Origin of the sequence: Helicobacter sp. NHP19-003 (assembly GCF_019703305.1) — a bacterium.
Lineage (GTDB): Bacteria > Campylobacterota > Campylobacteria > Campylobacterales > Helicobacteraceae > Helicobacter > Helicobacter gastrocanis.
Genome location: NZ_AP024814.1, coordinates 883,302 through 905,744 on the forward strand (window position 1 = coordinate 883,302; position 22,443 = coordinate 905,744).

Here is a 22,443-nt window from a genome sequence, read left to right on the forward strand (position 1 = left end):
GTTTCATGAAAAGCATCGAGATTTTTTGCGATGGGTCGGCTTTAGGCAATCCGGGCTATGGAGGGTATTGCTCCATTTTACGCTACAAGGGCGTGGAAAAAATCATCCAAGGCGGGGAGATTTACACCACAAACAACCGCATGGAGTTAAGGGCGGTCATAGAGGCACTCAAAGTCTTAAAAGAGCCGTGCAATATCCACCTTTACAGCGACTCTATCTATGTGTGTAAGGGCATCAGCGAGTGGCTGAAAATGTGGGTAGCTAAGAAGTTTGCCAAGGTGAAAAATGTAGACCTATGGCAAGAGTTCTTAACGCTCAAAGGCGCACACGCCATCACCACACATTGGGTCAAAGGGCATGATGGGCACGCTGAAAACGAACGATGCGACAAGCTCGCCAAAGAACAAGCCCTAAACTACAAACAAAGGGCAAAAGCGTGCTGAAGTTTGCCAATCTAAACTACCACTTCAAGGACGAAGGGTTGTTGCAACAAGCCCTGACACACAGGAGCACGCAATCGCCCACAAACAACGAGAGGCTAGAATTTCTGGGCGATGCTGTCTTGGATTTAGCGGTCGCAGAAATTCTTTTTGAGCGCTTTAATGACTTGCAAGAGGGGGATTTGTCTAAAATGCGCGCGTCTTTAGTCAACGAAAAGGCGTTTTATAAGCTGGCTCTGCTCTTGGACTTGCAAAAGCACATTGTGGTCTCCCCCGCTGAGGCGCACAACCACGGGCAAAGCAAGCCGTCCATTTTGTCTAGCGCTTTTGAGGCGTTGATGGGCGTTGTTTACCTAGAGAGCGGGCTAGAGGTGGTGCGCGCTTTAATGCAGGATTTATTAGATTTAGCCTATCACGATTTGTCCCTGCAAGCCTTGTTTACCGACTACAAAAGCGCGTTGCAGGAACTCACTCAAGAGCGCTTTAAAACCATCCCCACCTATGTGCTAAAGAGCGAGAGCGGGCCAGACCATGCCAAACAATTTGAAATGCAAGTTTTTATTTCAAGCAAGTTGTACGCTACCTGCACAGCTAAGAGCAAGAAAGAGGCACAACAACTCTGCGCCAAAGAGGCACTAAAACAACTCACACAGGGGGGGCTATGAACACTTTGGGGCGGTGCTTGCGTTTAAGCACCTTTGGCGAGTCGCACGGGGTGCTGATTGGGGGCGTTTTAGAGGGCGTGCCCGCAGGGCTAAAGATCGATCTAGATTATTTGCAGGCTGAGGCAAATAGGCGCAAAAGCATCAACGCCTACACCACGCCTCGTAAAGAGGAGGATGTGGTGGAAGTGGTGAGCGGAGTCTTTGAGGGGGTCAGCACGGGCGCGCCCATCGGCTTACTCATTTATAACCGCAATGTCAAAAGTAAGGATTACCACAATATCAAGGATGCCTTTAGACCCGGACACGCCGATTTCACCACTTGGGCAAAGTATGGCGTGCGCGATTACAGGGGCGGGGGGCGCACTTCAGCCAGAGAGAGCGTGGCACGGGTGGCAGCAGGGGCGATCGCTAAAATGTTGTTAAAAGAGCTAGGCATACAAGTCTTTAGTGGGGTTTTTAGCGTGGCAGGCATTGAGGCGCAAAGCGTAGATTTTAACCACGCCAAAACAAGCCCCATTTTTAGTCTAGATAAGGACACAGAGCCAGCGCAACAAGAGGCGATTTTAAAGGCGAAAGCAGAGGGCGATAGCGTGGGGGGCGTGGTCTTGGTGCAAGCCAGCGGGGCGCATTTGCTAGGGCTTGGCGAACCGCTTTATGACAAATTGGATGCGCGGCTTGGTAGCGTGTTTATGGGCTTAAATGGGGTGAAGGGGGTGTTTATTGGCGATCCTAGCGTGGCTCGTTTAAGCGGGAGTGTCTACAACGACCCTTTAAGCCCCAAGGGGTTTAAGAGCAACCATGCCGGGGGGGTGCTAGGCGGGATAGGCAGCGGGGAGGATTTAGCTGTGTGGGTGCATTTTAAGCCCACGGCCAGCATCGCTAAAGCCCAAAGCACCATCAGCACCGCTAACGAACCCATTACCCTAGAATTAAAGGGGCGGCATGACCCATGCATCGCCATTAGGGGGAGTGTGGTTTGCGAGAGCTTGTTGGCGTTGGTCGTGGCGGATTTTGCGCTTTTAAACATGCCAATCAAGCTTTCTAGTGTGCGGGCTTTCTATCGGCAAATGTGATTTTATGCTAGAATAGCCCGAAAAAGAGAGGTGCGCATGGCAAGAGCAAGAAGCAAAAAAACCGCTGAGGCGGGCATGCAAGACATTTATAGAAGTTTAGAATCCGGACAGAATAAAATCCAAGCCAAGCAAATTTCTGCCCAGCAAGTGCTTTTAGAGTTGGAAGAGGGGAGTTTCAATGCCCAAGAGGCGTGGTTTGTCAAAGACGAGCAGGACCAAAAGTTTGTGGTGATCCCCGAAGTGCTGTTGCAGCACATTGTGCGGGTCATCCAAAGGGCGTATGAAGACAAGGTCATGGTGGAGTTGGAGCGGGATATGGCGAGCTTAACCCCTATTGACTTTGCGGATGCAATGGCGGTGGTGTTTAAGAAGTTAGAGGGTTTAAGGGGTAAGGATGGAAGTCTGCCAAAAATCAGCTCGCTGGACTTTGTCAAACAAATTAAAAAGCAACACCCAAATTTGTTTTTCAATCTGCCTGAGTTTTTAGAGAGCAAGCGCCAGGAGCTAGACCTTGACATTTCGGCTCTGCCCTTTTAGCCGTGCAAGAGTTAGACTTTAATAAATACGCTTCTTACTCTAAGCCCGGTCCGCGCTACACGAGCTACCCCACCGCCGTGGAATTCAACCCGAGCTTTCAAGAAGCCGACCTGCTAGAGGCGTTTAAGCGGGCGGATCAAAATATCCCCCTTTCCTTGTACTTCCATTTGCCCTTTTGCAAGAGTGCGTGCTATTTTTGCGCCTGCAGTGTAATTTACACAAATAGCCAAAGCAAGAAGGAACGCTACATTGGGTATTTGGCTAAAGAGTTGGAGCTGTTAAAATCCCATTTAGACACGCAAAGAAGTGTTGTACAATTGCACTTTGGTGGGGGTACGCCCACTTTTTACAACGCCGCACAATTAGAACGCATCATCCAAAAAATCAAAGAAACTTTCCACAATTTTTCTAAAGAAGCGGAACTGAGCTGTGAGATCGACCCAAGGCACTTTAGCCTAGAGCAAATGCAAGTGCTCAAAAAACACGGCTTTAACCGCCTAAGCTTTGGGGTGCAAGACTTTGACCCACAAGTGCAAGTGGCGATCAACCGTTTACAAAGCGTGGATTTAGTGCACGAAAAGGTGCAAATCGCCCGGGATTTTGGGATCAACTCCATTAATTTTGACTTGATCTATGGCTTGCCCTTGCAAACCATTAAAAGTTTTGAAAAGACCTTGCTAGAAGTTTTGAAACTCAACCCCGATCGCTTGGCGGTCTTTAATTATGCCCATGTCCCCTGGGTCAAACACACCATGAAAATTGACCCCAAAACCCTGCCAAGCCCCCAAGAAAAACTTGCGCTTTTGCAATTTTTGATCGGCTTTTTAAAAGGGCATGGTTATGAAATGATCGGGATGGACCACTTTGCCAAAAAGGACAACGAGCTGTATTTGGCCTTACAAAACAAGCAACTTAGGCGCAACTTTCAAGGCTACACCACGAAAAAATTCTCCCAAACCATTGGTGTGGGCGTTACCAGCATCGGCGAGGGGCAAGACTACTACACGCAAAACTTTAAGGACCTGAAACGCTACGAGCAGGCCCTAGATAGTGGGCATTTGCCCGTAGAGCGGGGGATTAGGCTGAGCACAGAAGACCGCCTAAGAAAAGAAGTCATCATGCACCTGATGAACAATTTGGAGCTGGATTTTAGCAGCATTGAAAAAGCTTTTGACATTGACTTTAAAACGCATTTTAAAGATGCGTTAAACGCCCTAAAACCCTACGAGCAAGAGGGTTTGGTGGTGATCAATGAGGGGGGACTCACAACCAGCCCCACGGGGGCGATGCTCGTGCGTAATTTGGCGATGGTGTTTGACGCGTATTTGGGAGCGCAAAGTGGCGCGCAGCGGTTTAGCCAAACACTCTAGTCCTTTTGACATAAACGCTTCTTTGCAAGAGGTTACGCAAAAATGCGTGAAGTGCGCTAAGTGCGTACCTAGTTGCACCATTTATCGGATACACAAAGACGAAAGCACTTCGCCTAGAGGTTTTTTAGAACTCATAGCGCAGGTCAAACAAGAGAGCCTAGAGCTAGACACAAGCCTTAAAAAAATCTTTGAGAGCTGTTTTTTATGCACCACTTGTGTGCAAGTTTGCCCTTTCCACTTACCCATTGATGCCATGATTGAAAAAATCCGCTTGACAAGCGCACGCAAGTATGGGATCACTTGGCACAAGAAAGCCTATTTTTACTTGCTAAGACACCCTAAATTAATGGATCTTGTCTTTAGGCTTTGCTACGCCCTATCGCCTTGCGCTTTTAAACAAGAGGGGGACAAGTTGAAATGGCGTTTTAAGGGTTCTTTTTCGTGGCAAAAGCGCGCATTTTTTCCCTTTGTGGCTAAGAGCTTTTTACAAACCCACAAGGGCATTATTGCGCCTAAAGCCCCCCTAGAGCCCAAAGAGCCTTTAAGAAAAGTCGGGCTTTTTATCGGTTGTTTGGGCAATTACAATTATCCACAGGTAGGTGAGAGTCTGTTATCTTTGCTAGACAAGCTCAATTTTAGCGTGGCGATCCCTAAACAGGTTTGTTGCGGGGCACCGGCGTATTTCACGGGGGATTTTGAAACCGCTTGGTTTTTAGCCAAGCAAAATATCGAAAGCCTAGCTAATCTAGCCCAAGAAGTGGAAGCGATTTTAGTTCCCGAAGCCACTTGTATCAGCATGCTTAAAAAGGACTACCAGCATTTGATCGAAAGCCTAAAGGATAACCAAGAGCGCGCCCTTTGGGCTGAAAAATTTAAGAGTATCCAAGCTAAATTGCAAATGGCATCGCATTTTTTAGCCACACAAACGCCCTTAAGCAAGCATCTAGAGACCAAAGCGCAAAGCCCCATCAGTGTAACCTACCACGACCCATGCCATGCTAAAAAGGTGCTTGGCATCTACAAAGAGCCTAGAAGTTTGCTACAAATCAACCACCAAATCATCGAAATGCAAGAGAGCGACCGTTGCTGTGGCTTTGGGGGGGTTACCATGCAAAGCGAGCATTACCAGCTCAGTTTAAAGGCAGGCGCGCCCAAAGCCCTAGACATTGTCGGCACCAAGGCACAGGTGGTGAGTGCGGAGTGCTCGGCGTGTCGAGTGCAGTTAAACAACGCCCTAGCGCAAATTGATGCCCCCGTGCAATTCTTACACCCCTTAGAACTTTTAGACAAAAGCTTGCGTGAGAGGTAGCTTTATTTTTTTATAACAACACATGTTAAAAAAATTATGCTAGAATAGCGCAAACCATTTAACTTAAAGAAGAGGATTACAATGAATAGAAAATTTTATGCCTTTTTATCGAGTGCCTTGGCTTTTGGTGCAACAGGGTTGCAGGCTGAGAGGAACGCGTGGTATGTGGGTGCGAGTTATGAAGTGGGGCAAGTGGGGCAGGCTGTGAGAAACCCCTCTCCCGATCAAGCTGCCATCAACCCCGTAACGGGCGGTAGCTACCAATTTAGTAGACTGCCTGCAGGCAGCTACAGCAATCTGGCCGTAATGCAGGGCTTGGGGATCAGTGTGGGGTATAAACAATTCTTTGGCAAAAAGAAATGGTTTGGGTTGCGCTACTACGGCTTTATGGACTATGGGCACGCCGTCTTTGGGGCAAATGAATTGGTTCCCGGCAAGGGCACTTTTGCTAACTTGACAGACATGTTCACCTATGGTGTGGGCATCGACACCCTTTATGATGTCATCAATAAACAAGATGTGACCTTTGGGTTTTTCTTGGGTGCGGCGATTGCCGGTAACTCTTGGGGCAACACCACAGGCGGGCCGCTCATTACAATCAACTACCCCGCCACAGCCGAAAACACCATCGATCCCGCCATGTTTCAGTTTCTCTTTAATTTAGGGATGCGCACCACCATTGGCAAACACCAGGAATTTGACTTTGGGATCAAGATCCCCACCATCAACGACTACTACTTCAATAAAAAAGGCTTATCTTTCACCTACCGCCGCCAATACAGCTTGTATGTGGGTTACCGCTACAACTTTTAATGCTAGAATACCCCTAAAATGACAAAGGGGTGAAATGCCAGAAACACAGCGACTGCAAGCGATCTTAGAAAAGGCTTTAGGCGACATTAAAGAGGTTCTAGCCTCCAGCTTTGAAGCCCATTTCAACGCTTTACTTGAAAAAGAGAAGCTCCAAATTGAAAAGCAATTTGCCACGAGGCTGCAAGAGAAAGATAAAAAAATTGCTAACCAGCAGAAGGCTCTCTTTGACACCACGACTAAATTAAAAGCGGTGAAAACCGAGCTGGGGCAACTCAAACAACAGCAAAACAACGAAAAACAAAGAAGCGAGAGCCCCAAAGTGGCGGGCTTAAAAGCCGCCATAGAGAACCAGCAAAGGTGTATAGATAGACTCAAAGCCCGTTTAAAACAAGCAGGGCTAGAGGGCGAGGGCGCAGAAGTTGAGGAAACCAACGCCCCTAATCTCTTGGAATTGCAAGAGCGCATCGCCCACTTAGAGCAGACCATCAAGGCGCAAAACTACCACATCCAAAGCCAGCGTAATTTGATTTTAGGCTACCAGGAGCAATTTGAGAACACCAGCTTACCTTGGGACACCAAAGAATCTTTAAAAGACGGCCTAGAAGAAGGCGCAAAAGAGGATAAATCTTAGAACGCCACCCCGCAGAGCTGACCCCTTGCGCTGTAAAGTCCCTAGCTTCAGTTTGCCGATTCATCAGGGGGTAATGCCCTTGGGGCTTTAGGCATCAACCTTGTCAAGAGCAAACACAAGATTCCTAAAAGAGTGCTCCTGCTTGAAGCCACGATTCTGGACTAATTTAATTCCCCTGACTTTAGTTATGGGGAGTGTGTCAAAAGGGTTTTAGCCTAACCCCTTAGTGGGTTTTAGGCTTGGTGGGTTTTAGCGCACTGGGGACAATAAAAATGCTCTCTTGTTGCACAGAGATTTTGGGGTTATCCACGCTGTAAGCTTTCACCACAATGGGTAAAATCTCTTTTTTGGCATGCGTTACATCGTGTTTCTTGTAGGCTTCTTTGGCAATTTTTAAGGGCATGCGTAAAACCACCACGACCTTGAGTTTGCCCTGTGGATCAATGCTGAGGGTGTCTTTGGGGCGTACGATGCTGATGTTTGGATCGTCTACATTAAAGGTGTAGGCATGCGCTCTATTGCTTGTGTTTTGGAACAAAAAAACATAGCTATTGTCCACGAAATCGTTGTGGATGGCATAAAGTTGCCCTCCATGCGTGATGTCTAAAATCATCGAAGCCTTCTTAAGCGAGCCGATGATTAAAGCCCCCACCACTACGAGCAACACGCCCACATAGGCGATGGTTTTCGCCCGCCATAATTTCACCTTGTTGTGCGTGTTTGTGGCGTTTGTGGATGACCATTGGATTAGACTAGGTTTGTTTAATTTACCCATAGTCACCGTGCAAGCATCTACACATTCTAGGCAGTTGATGCACTCTAATTGCATTCCCTTTCTAATGTCTATGTGTGTGGGGCAGACCAGCACGCAATGGTTGCAACTCACGCATTCGTTGGTTTTGTTGCGTTTTTGGGGCAAACTAGGGATTTTTACATTGTTTTCATCGTAAATCGCTCCTCCCCTTGCGCTGTCGTAAATGGGGTTTAAAGTGTTGTCGTCAAACAGCACGCTTTGCACCCGTGCATAGGGGCATAAATAAATGCAAAAACGCTCTTTAACCACCACGATATCAAAGAACACCACCGCACTCAACACTGCCCAAATGCCAATGAGCAGGGCATTGTCGCTAGGATGGGCTAGGTGGCTAAAAAACTCATGTGGGGGGACAAAGTAGAACAAAAGCACCGCCATCGCCACGATAGGCACGGGGGCAAAGAGGAAAAGCCCTACAATTTTTTTCAGTTGATTGCTTGCAGTCTTTGGCGTGGGGCGTTGTTTGTTGCTGATCTTGGCGTGCAAGCCTAGAATCTTGGTTTCAATCAAATCTCTGTGGATTGTTCTAAAAATCGTTTGCGGACAGCCCCACCCGCACCACACCCGTCCGAGCATGGAGGTGATGAAAAAGATAAAAATAAAAAGAAAAATCACCAAAAAGGGCATGAGATACATTTCTTGCGCACTGTAAATTTTGCCAAAGATGTGGATCTGTCTATGTTCAAAAGAGATTAAAAACACTTGCCCTTCGCCCATGTGTATGAAGGGTACACCGATTGCAAAAATAGTGATGGCGATCGCCACTATATAGCGTTTTAAGCGGAAAGACTGGCGGAAAAATTGGGTTTTATCCGCCCCTTTTGCGGAGTTTTGCAAGTCCATGGTCAAAAAATCCTTGTCGGAGTGATTCCTCGCATGGTAGCAAATTTAATTTAAGGGCGTTTAAATAATTTGTGGTGTTTCTTGAAGATTGCCTAGAACATGTTAGAGTACAGCATTTACTTTTAGCGGTGCGCTATGCGGCATTATTTGCGGATTGTGTCTATACTTGCTCTTGCCAATTTTTGCTTCGGTGTGGCGGAGTTCCTTGTCCCTGGAATTCTAACCTATTTGAGCCTATTCTACGGCGTTTCAGATAGCCAGGTGGGCAACTTGGTTACCCTCTACACTTTAGGGGTGATGGTGGGCGTGCCTATTATAAGCGTGCTCTTTTCGCGCTTTAACTACCGTAACCAGCTTGTCTTTGCTCTCACGCTCTTTGCTCTTTCTCATCTGTTCATGTTTTTTAGCCACAGCTTTTTAAGCGCGCTCATCGCCCGCTTTCTAGGGGGGCTGATGCACGGCTTGTTTTTTGTGATCGCCACAGTCATTTGCCTAAAAGTCGCTCCCAAGGCAAAAAAGAGCATGGCTTTGGGTTTACTCATCAGCGGGTTTCTCATCGCCTTAGCCATGGGTGTGCCCTTGACCATTTGGGTGTCTAAGCATTTTGGACTTTTAACGCCCTTTCTCTTGATCGCATGCATGGTCTTTTTAGCCGCTTTTGTGGCTCTATTGACCATGCCCAAATTTTCAAGTCAGCCGGCCAATTTTAAAAATTTAGGCGTGGTGTTTCACTTCACGCCCGTGTGGCAAAGTTTTTTAGTCACTGCCTTTGCGTGCGGATCTATGTCTGTGGTTTATATCTACTTGCGAGTCTTATTGGAAAGACACCACTTCAGCCCGGAGAGCATCGCTGAAATTTATGTATACTACGGCATCGCCGGCCTACTCGGTCATTTCTTGGCGATCAAACTCACGGATTTGAGGGGCTCATTTGCTGCTCTAAGCTTTTTACTCACCATGGAAATTTTAGTCTTGGGTGCGATGCATTTTAGCTACCACCTACCAAAAGCGTTTTTAGCCACCAATGTGATCGTCTTTGGTTTCTTTAGTTGTGCGCTTGTTGTGCCGTTTAAAACGCTCTGTATCCACTTAGCCCATGTATTCACGCCCCACACCTCCTCAAACGACACCATTGCGCTTAATGAAGCTGCATTTTTTAAAGGAATGTCCGTTGGCTCTTTTGTGGGCGGGCTTATAGTGCATTATTTCAATGTCAATTTTAATAGTATTTGTGCCGCACTTTTTGCGCTGTGTGCTTTATTGATTCTTCGTTATGGCATTAAAAAGCCCGTTTTTACCAAAAGTGGTGATGTTGCACCACCAAAGCATTAGGGGTATTAATGTCGTTAAAACAGCCCCGGTCTTCTGTTTTGTGGGCAAACACACTCCTTGATTGAAGGCCAAACAGTGCCCTAAAGCCTTTAAAAGCATGTTAGAATGCGCCTTTATCCTTGATTTTGGCGGTGTGGCTATGCGGCATTATTTGCGGATTGTGTCTTTACTTGCCCTGTCTAGCTTTTGTTTGGGTGTGGCGGAGTTTTTAGTTTCAGGGATTTTAACTCAGTTAGGCGCGTATTATGGGGTGTCTGTAAGCGAGGCGGGCAACTTAGCCACGCTTTATGCCTTTGGCGTGGTCATTGGCGCACCCATCGTGAGTGTGCTGATTTCTCGTTTCAACTACCGCAACCAACTCATTTTCACACTAGGTCTTTTTGCCCTTTCAAACGCTTTCATGTTTTTAAGCCACAGCTTTTTAAGCGCGCTCATCGCCCGCTTTCTAGGGGGGCTGATGCACGGCTTGTTTTTTGTGATCGCCACGATTGTGTGCCTAAAAGCCGCCCCCAAATCCAAAACCAGCATGGCGATGAGCCTTATGGCTAGCGGGCTCACCATCGCCCTGGTAACGGGCGTGCCTTTGGGGATTTTAGTGGCAAGGTATTTTGGGCTATTAGCCCCCTTTCTCTTAGTCGCTGGTTTGGCCTCTTTGGCCGCCTTTTTGGCGTTGTTCATCTTGCCCAAATTTACCAGCAAGCAGACTAACTTTAAAAATTTAGGCGTGGCATTTGGTTTTGCACCCGTGTGGCAGGGCTTTTTAGTTACCGCCTTTTCGTGTGGGTCCATGTTTGTGGTCTATATCTACATGCGTGTCTTGCTAGAAAAGCACGGCTTTAGTGCGCAAAGCATCACCAACATCTACCTTTACTACGGCTTGGCGGCGATGCTGGGTAATCTTTTTGGAGGCAAGCTCACGGACTTAAGGGGCTCGTTTGCCGCCCTGCGCTTTTTGCTAAGCATGTTAGCTTTAACCCTAGCCGCGATGAGTTTTAGCCACCACTTACCCAAGCCCTTTGTGGCGTTTAACGCCATGGCCTTTGGCTTTTTTGGCTTTGCATGCATCGCGCCGCTAAAAATGTTGAGTGGCCATTTGGCGCGCACCTTCACGCCAGACACGCCGGGCAGCACGATCGCGCTCAATGAAGCCTCGTTTAATGTGGGGATCACCTTTGCCTCTTTAACGGGCGGACTCGTGGCACATTATATTAACATTGACATGAACGGCATTTGCGCTGCTTTATTTGCCTTAAGTGCCCTTACTTTGCTGCATTTGCGGATTAAAAAAGCCTATTTTCACCAAAAATAGCTATACTTAAAAGCAAAAACACATAGGAATTTATGGATGTTACAAGCGACCCAGCTTAGCATGCGCTATGCCACTAAAAAGCTCTTTGAAAATGTCAATTTGAAACTAGATGCGCACAAACGCTACGGACTCATCGGGGCCAATGGGGCGGGCAAAAGCACTTTTTTAAAGATTTTAGCCGGAGAGATCGAAGCAAGCAGTGGGGATGTGAGCGTGGACTCAGGGCTTAAAGTGGGCGTACTGGGCCAAGATCAATACGCCTTTGAAGAATTTAGTTTGAAAGACGCAGTGCTGATGGGGAACAAAGTTTTATACGATGCCCTAAAAGAAAAGGAAAGGCTCTACACAGAAGCGGATTTGAGCGATGACAAGGTCAATGCCCGCCTAGCCGAGTTAGAGATGATCTGCGTGCAAGAAGACCCCTTGTATGAATGTGAAGTGGTCGTGGAGAAAATCTTAGAGGATTTAGGTATCCCCGCCAACCGCCACAACGACTTGATGAAAAGCCTGCCTAGCAGCGATAAATTCAAGATTCTCTTAGCCCAAGTGCTCTTTCCAAAGCCCGATATTTTGCTCTTAGACGAGCCCACAAATAACCTAGATTTAAACGCCATTGCGTGGCTAGAGGAAAATCTTAAACGCCACGAGGGGACGATGGTCATCATCAGCCACGACCGCCACTTTTTAAACGCCGTCTGCACCCATATTTTGGATTTAGACTTTGGCACGCTAAGGGAGTTTAGCGGCAACTACGATGATTGGTACATCGCCTCCACACTCATCGCCAAACAAAAGGAAGCTGAGCGCAATAAAAAGCTCAAGGAAAAAGAAGAGCTAGAGCGATTCATCGCCCGCTTCTCTGCCAATGCGAGCAAGGCTAGGCAGGCCACCAGCCGCCAAAAGCAATTAGAAAAGCTAGACATCCAAAGCATTGAGGTTTCGTCTAGACGCGACCCGAGCATTCTCTTTAAGCCTAGCCGCACGATCGGCAACGAGGCTTTAGAGTGTAGCCAAATTTCTAAGGCGTATGGGGATTTAGCGGTGCTGAAAAATGTCAGTCTAAAAATCGCCCCTAAAGATAAAATCGCCTTGATAGGACCCAATGGCGTGGGTAAAAGCACCTTATGTAAAATTCTCGTGGAGGAAATGCGCCCCGATAGTGGGAGTGTCAAATGGGGCGCGACTGTGCAAAGGGGCTACTTCCCCCAAGATGTGAGCGAGAGCATCCAAGGGGAGGAGAGCCTGTATCAATGGCTCTTTAACTTCAATAAAAAGATTGAAAGCGGCGAGGTGAGAAACGCTTTAGGGCGCATGCTCTTTAGCGGAGCAGAGCAAGAAAAAAGCGTGAGTGCGCTGAGTGGGGGCGAGAAACACCGCATGGTGCTTTCCAAACTCATGCTAGAAAAGGGCAATTTTTTGGTGTTAGACGAGCCCACCAACCATTTAGACCTAGAGGCGATCATCGCCTTAGGCGAGGCCTTGTATAAATTTGAGGGAGCGGTGATTTGCGTGAGCCACGATCGCGAGCTCATCAGTGCTTATGCAAATCGCATCATCGAGCTTGTGCCCACCAACAAGGGCGCAAAAGTGATCGACTTTAAGGGGAGTTATGAGGAGTATTTGGCCAGCAAGGGGGATTGACAAGACTTGAAGGGGCATTAGACCCCATTGATCGGTGTCAACGATGAAATTTAATACCACCGCAAAATATTCAATCGGATAGATTAATCAAATTTAGGTATGATCACATGATTTCATCTACCTGCGGTGATAGAATGCGTGTCCTTTTTGCAGTGATCTTTTCAGTTGTCTTTCTGTTGATGAATGGCTTTGGTTATATGCGTTTGAAGAAATTTACCTACCCCTCTTTGCGCTTTATACCCATCACCTTGTGTGTTTTTGAAATTTTCTTTTTGCTCATACAACAAAGGATGATACCTAATTTCTTTGGTGAATTTAGGGTTATCTTATATGCCATAGGCGGGATTAGCATTGCCACTAGCTTTTTAATGTCGTTGTTCTTGTTATTACATATGCTGATACTCAAAATCACACCCAAAAACACCGATACCCATAGACGCCAAACCATCAAAAAGCTATTTGATGTGGGCATGATTTTTTTGCTCTTTAGTTCGATCGCCAAAGGTTTTTACAATGCGACCAATATTGTGATCACAAAACGCCAAGTCAAACTCAAGAATTTAAAACAGGCACTCAATCTAGCCATGATCAGCGATGTACATATAGGCGAGTATCTCAAAAAGGACTATTTGCAAAAGATTGTCGATCGCATTAATGCGCTCCACCCAGATATAGTCGTCATTGTGGGGGACCTAGCGGATTTAAAAGCGGAGTTGGTGCAAGAGGATTTAGCTCCGCTTAAAGACCTGCGATCGCAATACGGCGTGTATTATGTATTGGGCAACCATGAGTATTACCACGGGGCGGCCGCTCTCATTGAGGTGTTCAAAAAGTATAATGTGCGCGTATTGCAAAATGAGAGCGTCCCAGTGGCGGGGCTTAATTTAATGGGGGTGAATGATCTGACGGGGTATCACTTCAAACACTTTGAACCTGATTTTAAGGCTGTCTTTGCCAAAGCTAACCCCAATCTGCCCAGCGTTTTACTCTCCCACCAACCCAAATCCCTAACACATTTAGAGCAAAAACCCAACTTGATCTTGTGCGGGCACACCCATGCCGGACAGATATTCCCTTTTAGCCTCTTGGTGTGGCTGGATCAAAAATACATCTATGGCCATTATCATTTAAAAGATTGCCAAATGATCGTGAGTAGTGGTTGTGGCTTTTGGGGGCCACCTGTGCGCATCTTTACCAAGAGCGAAATCGTGTCTATCCGTCTAGAGCCTGAAAATCAAGCCTAGTGTTCAGGCACAATGTATCCCTTTATTGGAACTATATTCCATTCATGATTTCTAGTTTTGACAAACTGATTTTGTTTTGTTCCAATCACGATCGCAAACTCATCAGTGCCTATGCCAACTGCATCATCGAGCTTGTCCCCACCAACAAGGGCGCAAAAGTGATCGACTTTAAGGGGAGTTATGAGGAGTATTTGGCAAGTAGGGGGGCTAAAAACTAGCGGGGGTTTGCCCACTTAAGATTTGCATGAAAAAGGGGTTTTAGCTCTTGTTTAAACTCAAATTATTGATTGATAACTTACAATACCTAGTTTCTAAACATTTCAAATAAGGGGATTTTATGCGAAAACACACCAAGGGCATTTTATCAACACTCATGGGAATCTCCCTAGCACTTTCGGGCTGTGCGACAGACACGGGAACGCAAACTGCAAGTAACCAGCAGCACGCAAAGAGCGTAACTCCCATCAAATTTAATTACCCCATCCACATCGGCCAAGAGCCTCTAAACGACCACATCACCGCCATTTTAACCCCGCATATCCAAGCTGATGAAAATGTCCAACCCTACATCGCAAAATTCCAAAACGCCCTCGCCGCACAAGTCCAAGAGATTCTCCAAAAAAAGGGCTACACTGTCATACGCATTGCATCCGCCAAAGATTTCACACCCACGCAAAAAAATACCATCTATTCTCTTATAAACATCAAGGGATGGATAGGCATCCTAGAAGAGACCAATATTGACACCAAAAACCCGCAAGATCCCAACACGCAAACACAAGCAGCCCAAAGCGCTGGGGCGGTGATTTTACAATTCATTGAACCCAAGACAGGGCGGACAACCCACAACATCGCCATCAACATCGGCGCGGAACAAGCCATCACTTACTCCAACTTTCAAGAATCGGTCATCTTGAGTGGATTTGCGGGGGCAAACGCGGTTAGTCTTGGCGACACTGCAAACAATGTAAACAATGTGAACTTAGGTGGTCCTGTGGATAAAAATCATGACGATGCCGTCCATAGAATCCTCAACAAGGTGTATAAAGTGGTGCTAGAAAAAGTGATCTCTTGGGCGCAACACTCTAATCTAAAGCGATACAGGCGGGTGATCGATCAAATTAGAAAATAAATTGAGGCAACACACATGCCTCCCCTTTTAGGCGTGGCTGTCTGCCCACGACAGGGTTGCAAAAGTGATGGATTTAAAAGGAGTCATGATGCGTGTTTGCAAGTTTTGGGGCTTGACAAGCCTTTATGTTTTCGCTAGCATTTGGTTTTTATTTCTCGTTGGTAAAGGAAGTTACGATATGGTGAGAGAGGCAATCAGCAATCAGCAAGGCAAGTAAAAGCAAACTTCTAGCACTCTCTTTAGCCCTGTGTTCTCTTGCCCCCTTAAGTGCGGAGAAAGATGGGGTGTTCTTTGCAGGGGGCTTTCAATACTCCAACTTTAGCGGGACACAAAAGGCGAGCAACCCCGTCTTGTACCAAGTCTTAGGGCAATCAAGCGGGCTAAATGGTAACCTTTTCGGGGCGGATATTCAATTTGGTTATAAACAATTCTTTGGCAAGAAAAAACGCTTTGGCTTGCGTTATTACGCCTTTTTCAGCGGGCAGGGTGGTCCGGCTTCATTTAAACAGGCCCTAGAGGATGAACATGGCAACTCTTTTTGGGCGACCACCAAACAACAAGCCGCAAATCTCTTTTATGGTGTGGGTATCGATGCGCTCTTTAACTTCTATGAAAAGAAAGACACCACCTTTGGGGTGCTTGCGGGCGTGATGGTCGGGGGGAGTAGCTGGCTGATGGGTAAGGGCTCTATCGATGGGCAATGCGCTTGGAGTAAGGACAATGGGCAATGCACCAGCATGAACAGCTACTTTCAAGAGAGGGCGCAGTTTTTTAACACCGAAGGGTTTAAGGGCAAATTCACGCCCACGCATGTGCAGGTTCTCATCAATCTAGGTTTGCGGGCAAATTTCACTAAGCACCAGGGCTTTGAGCTGGGCGTGCACATCCCCACCATCAACGACCCTTATTTAACCCTCACGCGGACAGAAGACTACGCTGAGCTAGGCGTGAAAAAGGGCGATGCCATCGCCATTAGATTTAGACGCAACATCGCCATTTACGCCAACTATGTGATCAATTTTTAGCCATAAAATGAGCTGGGGGTTCTCCCGCTCAAGGTCATTCCCCACAAAATGGCTTTTTAGCCAAATTTTTCACCAAAAATTAACCAAAAATTAACCAAAAAACTCTATAATGCGCCTTCATATTTGTATTCCACATCTCAGATTTTAAAGGAAGTTTATGCGAAAAATGATAAAAGGGATTTTATTAACCTTAGCGGGCGTGTCGCTTGCTCTTTCAGGCTGTGCCACGGACACGGGAGCAAAGCCCACAGCTAACCAAGCCCAAAAACACGCTGTGGCAAAAAACACCACCCCTCTAGACTTTAACTACCCCGTCAACATTGAGCAAGAGGCCTCCAATAACCACACCATTGCCATTTTAGCCCCCAACATCCAAGCGGGTGAAAATGTCCAACCTTACATTGACCAATTCCAAAGTGCGTTGGTGAAACAAGTCCAAGAAATCCTAGAGAAAAAGGGCTACCACATCATCCACCTAGCAGATGCGCAAAATTTAACAGCCGATCAAAAAATGAACATCTCCTCCATTTTAAAAATCAGGGGATGGATGGGGATTTTAGAGGATGCGGACATGAACACAGAAAACCCTGAGGACACCAAAATGAACGGCGCAGTGGATCAGAGTGCGGGGGCAGTCATCTTTAAATTCTTTGAGCCTAAAACGGGGCGCACCACGCATAACTTTGCCATCAATGTGGGCGCACAGCGAGCCATTGTCTATTTTTATTCTCAACAAACGACAAATTCAGGAGGATTTGCAGGCGCAAACTTAGTGGGTGTCAGTGAGCTAGACAAAAACCATAAAGATGCGATCCATAAGATTCTCGACAAAATGTATGGCGTTGTGGTGAAAAAGTTGGTGCACTGGGTTACAAACACCAACTTAGAGCAATACAGGAAGGCGATTGACCAAATCAAAAAATAGGCATGCTAAAGCAGGCGGGTTAGAAGTAGGCTGCAAAACCTGCGATCTATGCTGGCCTCTTTTCTATACTGATTGGCCATCGGGCAGGGGCTTATTGAATCCATGGTGGGCGAACCCCCATTGCAGCTTTAAAGGCCTTCAAAGGGTCTGCACGATGAACTTGCCTTTATTGTCTTAAATTCCACCCACACCCTCAAGCAAAGAAGCACCTAAAACCTCTTTTTCTCCCATTTTTTAAAGATTGAAGCCGAAAACAACACTGCCACAAACGCCCCACAAATGGTAGCAGAAATAGGCAGAGTGGCTAGAGTGGTGTGTCTTAAAAGCCATTGTCTAGCTCAAGGCACTACTAAAAGTTAAAAGCAAGACGACCGATCCCATAAGGCCTTGGCCTAAGAGCAAGAGAAAAGAACCTGGATTCAACATGGGTTTCACATACTGCGTAGATGGAGATATTGAATATTAAAATGGCAAAAATTCCAACACTTCTTGCAAAATTAAAGTTGCTTGTTTATAAACCTCCTGGATGCGTGGAACCCAAAGTTGTACATCGCTGTGCAGTAAAGCGTTGCGGAGCTGGTATAGAATTTCCATAAGGCCCCGATAAATAAGCCCGCGATCGTCCCCCTCAAGCATGTTTTTGTCGCTTCTGTGGATCAGTTTGGCAATATTTTCTACACGCCCCTTAAGTCTTTTACGAAATAGATCTTGTATTGTCTTGATTTGGGTGTCGCTGAGTCGTTTCTCTCTCAATGCGGATATAAACTTATCGCTTTCAATGTCAAAGATACCCTTGATAGAGCATGGCTTGCTTTTTCGCACCTCGACACTAATGTTCAACATGTTGTCCCAAACACGATCGCTATGGATCTTCAAAACATAGGTAACTTTGCGATTTTTTTCACTCCACTGCTCTAGTTGCATGGGTTGGACTTGCACACTTGTAAAACTCACCAGCTGTGTGTTGTGTTTCACGCCCGATTTTTCTAAGATTTTGTCAAAATCCTTTAATAGGCCAAAGAATTTGAGTTTTTCATCTTTTGGATTTTCGTCCAAGCGTTCTGAAAATCTATGCAATACCTGTTTATCATCTTTGAGTGCGTCTATTATCTCCCTGTCTTTTTTCTTGTTTCTTGTTTCAAACCTTGTTTTACAATAGAAGTTGAGGGCTAAATAATTCTTGATAAAATAAGTGCAGTAGTCGATCTTGCCCATTTCTTTATAGTGCTCAAAGTGCTGTTGTTCCTCTTTCATAAAAAAATCCTCATGCCATCTTTGCAGTGTTTTAACTAAAAATATCTAAGAAATGGTAACGATCTAAACAAGTATAAGTCTTGGAAAATGAACATATAAAGGATTAATAATAAAAAAATCCCATCTCCCTATCCAAATACTCTTCGGCCCCAGCCTCGTTTTGCTTTTGGGATTGGTATTTGGTATTGCGCTTGCGCCATGTTGGTTTTTGTAGTAAGCCATGGGTTTTTCCTCTCCTTACCCCTTAGTAAGAATGACATGATTGTCAGAAATCTTTGCTAGATTATAACCTCGCAATTTATTCAACACATCGACACCACCAGCTGCAACTGCAATAGTAACTGCAGAAATAGTAGGAGCAGTTCCAAGAATCCCTACAGCTCCAGCCGCCGTAAAAAGACTAGCAGGTGCTCCAAGTCCGCCGCTTGCAATAATAATAGCAACAGCTGCCGCAATAGCAGCAATAGCAACGCCCCACGCTACATCGCCAGCCGCTTTGATTTTAACGATCTTTTTCGAAAAATCGCCCACTATCTCAATGGAATTTTCCCCATTTTCAATCGCTTCAGCCAACTCTTTTTTATTGCTAACTTGCATCTTTGCCTCCAACAGAATTAGTTTTTACCATCTTCTTTAACCCACAACCTCCATCCATCTTCTTAATTGCCCACACCTCTCGCCTTGAGAAATTGAGAAATTGAGAAATTGAGAAATTGAGAAATTGAGAAATTGAGAAATTGAGAAATTGAGAAATTGAGAAATTGAGAAATTGAGAAATTGAGAAATTGAGAAATTGAGAAATTGTAGCGTAAAAAAAAAAATACTTTAAAAAAATCCCCCGCATCACCCTACTTTCCCACCCTTGCAAAGGGCAGTATCATCGGCGTAAGAGAGCTTGACTTCCAGGTTCGGGATGGGGCTGGGTATTTCCTCTCTACTAGGGACACGGGAAAAAGCGAAGCTTTTTGCAAAGCTTGTTAAAGCTCCCCATAAAAACACCATTCTAGCATTTTTATGTGAAAGAAGGCAACGCTTTAAATCAATAGTCTATGTGCGGTTTTCTACAAAGCTCTCATTACACTCAATAAGGCAGTGAAGCTCTCTAAAGCAAGCAAACAAGCCAAACGCTCTATTAGTAGTGGTTAGCTGAGTGCATTGCTGCACTTACACACCCACCCTATCAAACATATGTTGTCTTCATGCGAGCTTCAGGGAAAGCTCATCTTGGAGTTGGCTTCGAGCTTAGATGCTTTCAGCTCTTATCACAACCATGCGTGGCTACCCAGCGGTGCTCTTGGCAGAACAACTGGTGCACCACAGTGGCATGTCCATCCCGGTCCTCTCATTAGGGACAGCTCTCCTCAGCTTTCCTACGCCCACAGCAGATAGGGACCGAACTGTCTCACGACGTTCTGAACCCAGCTCGCGTACGCTTTAAATGGCGAACAGCCATACCCTTGGGACCTGCTCCAGCCCCAGGATGCGATGAGCCGACATCGAGGTGCCAAACCTCCCCGTCGATGTGAGCTCTTGGGGAGATCAGCCTGTTATCCCCGGGGTACCTTTTATCCTTTGAGCGATGGCTCTTCCACACGAGAACCACCGGATCACTATGACCGACTTTCGTCTCTGCTTGAGTTGTCTCTCTTGCAGTTAAGCTAGCTTGTGCCATTACACTCAACTGGCGATTTCCAACCGTCATGAGCTAACCTTTGTAAGCCTCCGTTACTTTTTAGGAGGCGACCGCCCCAGCCAAACTACCCACCAAGCATTGTCCTGCCTAAGGATGACTTAGGCCAGTTAGCTAACAAAAACGCCAAGGGTGGTATCTCAAGGATGGCTCCACAGACACCAAAGTGTCTGCTTCAAAGCCTCCCACCTATCCTGCGCATGGCATTCCCATTAGCAGTGCTAAGCTATAGTAAAGGTCCACGGGGTCTTTCCGTCTTGCTGCGGGTAGGAGGAATTTTCACCTCCACTACAATTTCACTGGATCTCTCTTTGAGACAGCTCCCATCTCGTTACGCCATTCATGCAGGTCGGTATTTAACCGACAAGGAATTTCGCTACCTTAGGACCGTTATAGTTACGGCCGCCGTTTACTCGGGCTTCAATTCAAAGCTTCGCCTTGCGGCTAACCCATCCTCTTAACCTTCGAGCACCGGGCAGGCGTCACACCTTATACTTCCTCTTACGAGTTGGCAAAGTGCTGTGTTTTTGGTAAACAGTCGGGAGGGACTCTTTGCTGAGACCTACTTGCGTAGGCACACCTTATCGCGAACTTACGGTGTTAGTTTGCAGAGTTCCTTAAAGAGAGTTCATCCACGCGCCTTAGAATACTCATCTCATCTACCTGTGTCGGTTTGCGGTACGGACAATTAGGGCTAAACTTAGAGACTTTTCTTGGCACGATAGTGTCAGTGATTCTCCCCTCGACCCGAAGGTCTTAGAGAGCCTGTCAGGTTTCAAATACAGGAGCGGATTTGCCTCTCTCCCAATCTACACCCTTCGACCAGCACATCCATCAGCTGGCTCACCTAACTTTATGCGTCCTCCCATCGCACACCCTAATTGGTATAGGAATATTAACCTATTTCCCATCGCCTACCCCTTTCGGACTTGGCTTAGACCCGACTAACCCTACGATGACGAACATCGCGTAGGAAACCTTAGATTTACGGCGGATGCGATTCTACGCATCTTATCGCTACTCATTCCTGCATGCTCACTTCTGTGCGCTCCAGCACTCCTTGCCGGTATGCCTTCAACGCTGCACAGAACGCTCTTCTACCACTGCCCTAAAAGGGCAATCTACAACTTCGGTGTCTATCTTAGCCCCGTTATATTTTCAGCGCATGATCACTAGACCAGTGAGCTGTTACGCTTTCTTTAAAGGATGGCTGCTTCTAAGCCAACCTCCTGGTTGTTTGAGTAACCACACATCTTTTTCCACTTAGAATAGAACTTGGGGACCTTAGTTGGTAGTCTGGGTTGTTTCCCTCTTGACGATTGATTTTATCACCCACCGCCTGACTCCCAAGATACAACAAGAGGTATTCGTAGTTTGACAGGGTTTGGTACTGCGGCGAGCAGCCCTAGCCCAATCAGAGCTCTACCCCCTCTTGTCATCACTTGAGGCTATACCTAAATATATTTCGAAGAGAACCAGCTATCACCAAGTTTGTTTGGCCTTTCACCCCTATCCACAGCTCATCCCAGCCCGTTTCAATGGGCACGGGTTCAGTCCTCCACAAGCTGTTACACTCGTTTCAACTTGGCCATGGATAGATCACTTGGCTTCGGGTCTGCAGCGTCTGACTAATGCGCCCTATTCAGACTCGCTTTCGCTACGGCTCGTTTTCACTTAACCTTGCCAGACACCACAACTCGCAGGATCATTATGCAAAAGGCAGTCCATCACCCTGATAAATCATAGGGCTTTGAATGATTGTAAGTAGATGGTTTCAGGTTCTATTTCACTCCGTTACCCACGGTTCTTTTCACCTTTCCCTCACGTACTTTTGTGCGCTATCGGTCAAAGAGTAGTATTTAGGGTTGGAGAGTGGTCTCCCCGGCTTCAGCCCGGATTTCACGTGTCCTGGCCTACTCTGGATCCGGCTATCTAGGGTTTTCCTTTCGCATACAGGGCTATCACCTTCTATGGCTTGTCTTTCCAAACAACTTTGCTAGAAAAACCCCTTGAATGTTGCCGTCCTCAACCCCGCGTGCAAGCACGCGGTTTGCCCTTTTCCCCTTTCGCTCGCCACTACTGAGGGAATCTCGTTGATTTCTTTTCCTCTAGCTACTGAGATGTTTCACTTCGCTAGGTTCGCTCTCTATAATTAGAGTAACCTACATTGCTGTAAGTTGGGTTGCCCCATTCGGAAATCTGCGCATCAATGCTTCTGACAGCTCCACGCAGCTTATCGCAGTCTAGTGCGTCCTTCATCGCCTCTCTTTGCCAAGGCATCCACCATCTACTCTTAATATCTTGTTTGCCACTCTAACATATCCGCTAGAGCGTTGCATAAGAGCCACACCGCCTTATTGAGTATAATTCTTTTGGCTTTGTAGTTTTTACCTTTA

Annotated in this window: 19 protein-coding genes and 2 rRNA genes; 16 read left to right on the top strand and 5 right to left on the bottom strand. The window is 46.5% G+C overall.

Features of this window, described 5'->3' with window-relative positions; all coding sequences use genetic code 11:
• The first annotated feature begins 5 nt into the window (after positions 1–5).
• The 8 genes from rnhA to K6J72_RS04685 all read left to right on the top strand — a co-directional run bounded on the left by rnhA (position 6) and on the right by K6J72_RS04685 (position 6,838).
• Complete coding sequence (gene rnhA, locus K6J72_RS04650; protein WP_221278984.1) at positions 6–443, top strand: ribonuclease HI; 438 nt, start codon at positions 6–8, stop codon at positions 441–443.
• Positions 383–1,105 (top strand): ribonuclease III, encoded by a 723-nt coding sequence (rnc, locus tag K6J72_RS04655; protein ID WP_221278985.1) that lies wholly within the window; start codon positions 383–385, stop codon positions 1,103–1,105. Before rnhA ends, rnc begins: the two co-directional genes overlap by 61 nt.
• On the top strand, positions 1,102–2,178 hold the full coding sequence (gene aroC / locus K6J72_RS04660) for a chorismate synthase (RefSeq protein WP_221278986.1): 1,077 nt from the start codon (positions 1,102–1,104) through the stop codon (positions 2,176–2,178). Before rnc ends, aroC begins: the two co-directional genes overlap by 4 nt.
• A gap of 36 nt (positions 2,179–2,214) precedes the next feature.
• Positions 2,215–2,715, top strand: coding sequence for a DUF2603 domain-containing protein (locus K6J72_RS04665; RefSeq protein ID WP_221278987.1), 501 nt, complete (start codon positions 2,215–2,217; stop codon positions 2,713–2,715).
• A gap of 2 nt (positions 2,716–2,717) precedes the next feature.
• The gene (gene hemN, locus K6J72_RS04670) at positions 2,718–4,085 is read left to right on the top strand and encodes an oxygen-independent coproporphyrinogen III oxidase (RefSeq protein ID WP_221278988.1); all 1,368 of its coding nucleotides are present in this window, start codon (positions 2,718–2,720) and stop codon (positions 4,083–4,085) included.
• Between the two features lie 46 nt (positions 4,086–4,131).
• Positions 4,132–5,394, top strand: coding sequence for a (Fe-S)-binding protein (locus K6J72_RS04675; RefSeq protein WP_430886750.1), 1,263 nt, complete (start codon positions 4,132–4,134; stop codon positions 5,392–5,394).
• An 81-nt stretch (positions 5,395–5,475) separates the two neighbouring features.
• Positions 5,476–6,207 carry an outer membrane protein gene (locus K6J72_RS04680; RefSeq protein ID WP_221278990.1) on the top strand — a complete coding sequence of 244 codons (732 nt, stop codon included), beginning with the start codon at positions 5,476–5,478 and terminating at the stop codon, positions 6,205–6,207.
• A 34-nt stretch (positions 6,208–6,241) separates the two neighbouring features.
• Positions 6,242–6,838: a hypothetical protein gene (locus tag K6J72_RS04685; protein WP_221278991.1), complete on the top strand. Its 597-nt coding sequence runs from the start codon at positions 6,242–6,244 to the stop codon at positions 6,836–6,838.
• A 223-nt stretch (positions 6,839–7,061) separates the two neighbouring features.
• On the opposite strand, the gene ccoG is transcribed toward K6J72_RS04685, so the two are convergent.
• Positions 7,062–8,495 carry a cytochrome c oxidase accessory protein CcoG gene (gene ccoG / locus K6J72_RS04690; protein ID WP_221278992.1) on the bottom strand — a complete coding sequence of 478 codons (1,434 nt, stop codon included), beginning with the start codon at positions 8,493–8,495 and terminating at the stop codon, positions 7,062–7,064.
• Between the two features lie 135 nt (positions 8,496–8,630).
• On the opposite strand from ccoG, the gene K6J72_RS04695 reads away from it, so the two are divergent.
• The 8 genes from K6J72_RS04695 to K6J72_RS04730 all read left to right on the top strand — a co-directional run bounded on the left by K6J72_RS04695 (position 8,631) and on the right by K6J72_RS04730 (position 17,103).
• The gene (locus K6J72_RS04695; RefSeq protein WP_221278993.1) at positions 8,631–9,827 is read left to right on the top strand and encodes an MFS transporter; all 1,197 of its coding nucleotides are present in this window, start codon (positions 8,631–8,633) and stop codon (positions 9,825–9,827) included.
• A 139-nt stretch (positions 9,828–9,966) separates the two neighbouring features.
• The gene (locus K6J72_RS04700; protein WP_221278994.1) at positions 9,967–11,136 is read left to right on the top strand and encodes an MFS transporter; all 1,170 of its coding nucleotides are present in this window, start codon (positions 9,967–9,969) and stop codon (positions 11,134–11,136) included.
• 36 nt (positions 11,137–11,172) lie between these two features.
• Positions 11,173–12,777 (top strand): ABC-F family ATP-binding cassette domain-containing protein, encoded by a 1,605-nt coding sequence (locus tag K6J72_RS04705; RefSeq protein WP_221278995.1) that lies wholly within the window; start codon positions 11,173–11,175, stop codon positions 12,775–12,777.
• 368 nt (positions 12,778–13,145) lie between these two features.
• Positions 13,146–14,021 (top strand): metallophosphoesterase, encoded by an 876-nt coding sequence (locus tag K6J72_RS04710; protein ID WP_260320508.1) that lies wholly within the window; start codon positions 13,146–13,148, stop codon positions 14,019–14,021.
• Between the two features lie 44 nt (positions 14,022–14,065).
• Positions 14,066–14,239 (top strand): hypothetical protein, encoded by a 174-nt coding sequence (locus K6J72_RS04715; protein WP_221278996.1) that lies wholly within the window; start codon positions 14,066–14,068, stop codon positions 14,237–14,239.
• Between the two features lie 119 nt (positions 14,240–14,358).
• Entirely contained in the window at positions 14,359–15,153 is a 795-nt protein-coding gene (locus tag K6J72_RS04720) for an HpaA family protein (RefSeq protein ID WP_221278997.1), read from the top strand.
• 284 nt (positions 15,154–15,437) lie between these two features.
• Positions 15,438–16,178, top strand: coding sequence for an outer membrane protein (locus K6J72_RS04725; protein ID WP_260320509.1), 741 nt, complete (start codon positions 15,438–15,440; stop codon positions 16,176–16,178).
• Positions 16,179–16,335: 157 nt separating this feature from the next.
• Positions 16,336–17,103, top strand: coding sequence for an HpaA family protein (locus tag K6J72_RS04730; RefSeq protein WP_221278998.1), 768 nt, complete (start codon positions 16,336–16,338; stop codon positions 17,101–17,103).
• A gap of 462 nt (positions 17,104–17,565) precedes the next feature.
• On the opposite strand, the gene K6J72_RS04735 is transcribed toward K6J72_RS04730, so the two are convergent.
• From K6J72_RS04735 to K6J72_RS04750, 4 genes are all read right to left on the bottom strand, one after another.
• Positions 17,566–18,357: a hypothetical protein gene (locus K6J72_RS04735; protein ID WP_221278999.1), complete on the bottom strand. Its 792-nt coding sequence runs from the start codon at positions 18,355–18,357 to the stop codon at positions 17,566–17,568.
• A 237-nt stretch (positions 18,358–18,594) separates the two neighbouring features.
• The gene (locus K6J72_RS04740; protein ID WP_221279000.1) at positions 18,595–18,954 is read right to left on the bottom strand and encodes a hypothetical protein; all 360 of its coding nucleotides are present in this window, start codon (positions 18,952–18,954) and stop codon (positions 18,595–18,597) included.
• A 238-nt stretch (positions 18,955–19,192) separates the two neighbouring features.
• Positions 19,193–19,308, bottom strand: a 5S ribosomal RNA gene (gene rrf / locus K6J72_RS04745).
• 160 nt (positions 19,309–19,468) lie between these two features.
• Positions 19,469–22,354: ribosomal RNA gene (locus K6J72_RS04750) — 23S ribosomal RNA — on the bottom strand.
• Between the last annotated feature and the right edge of the window lie 89 nt (positions 22,355–22,443).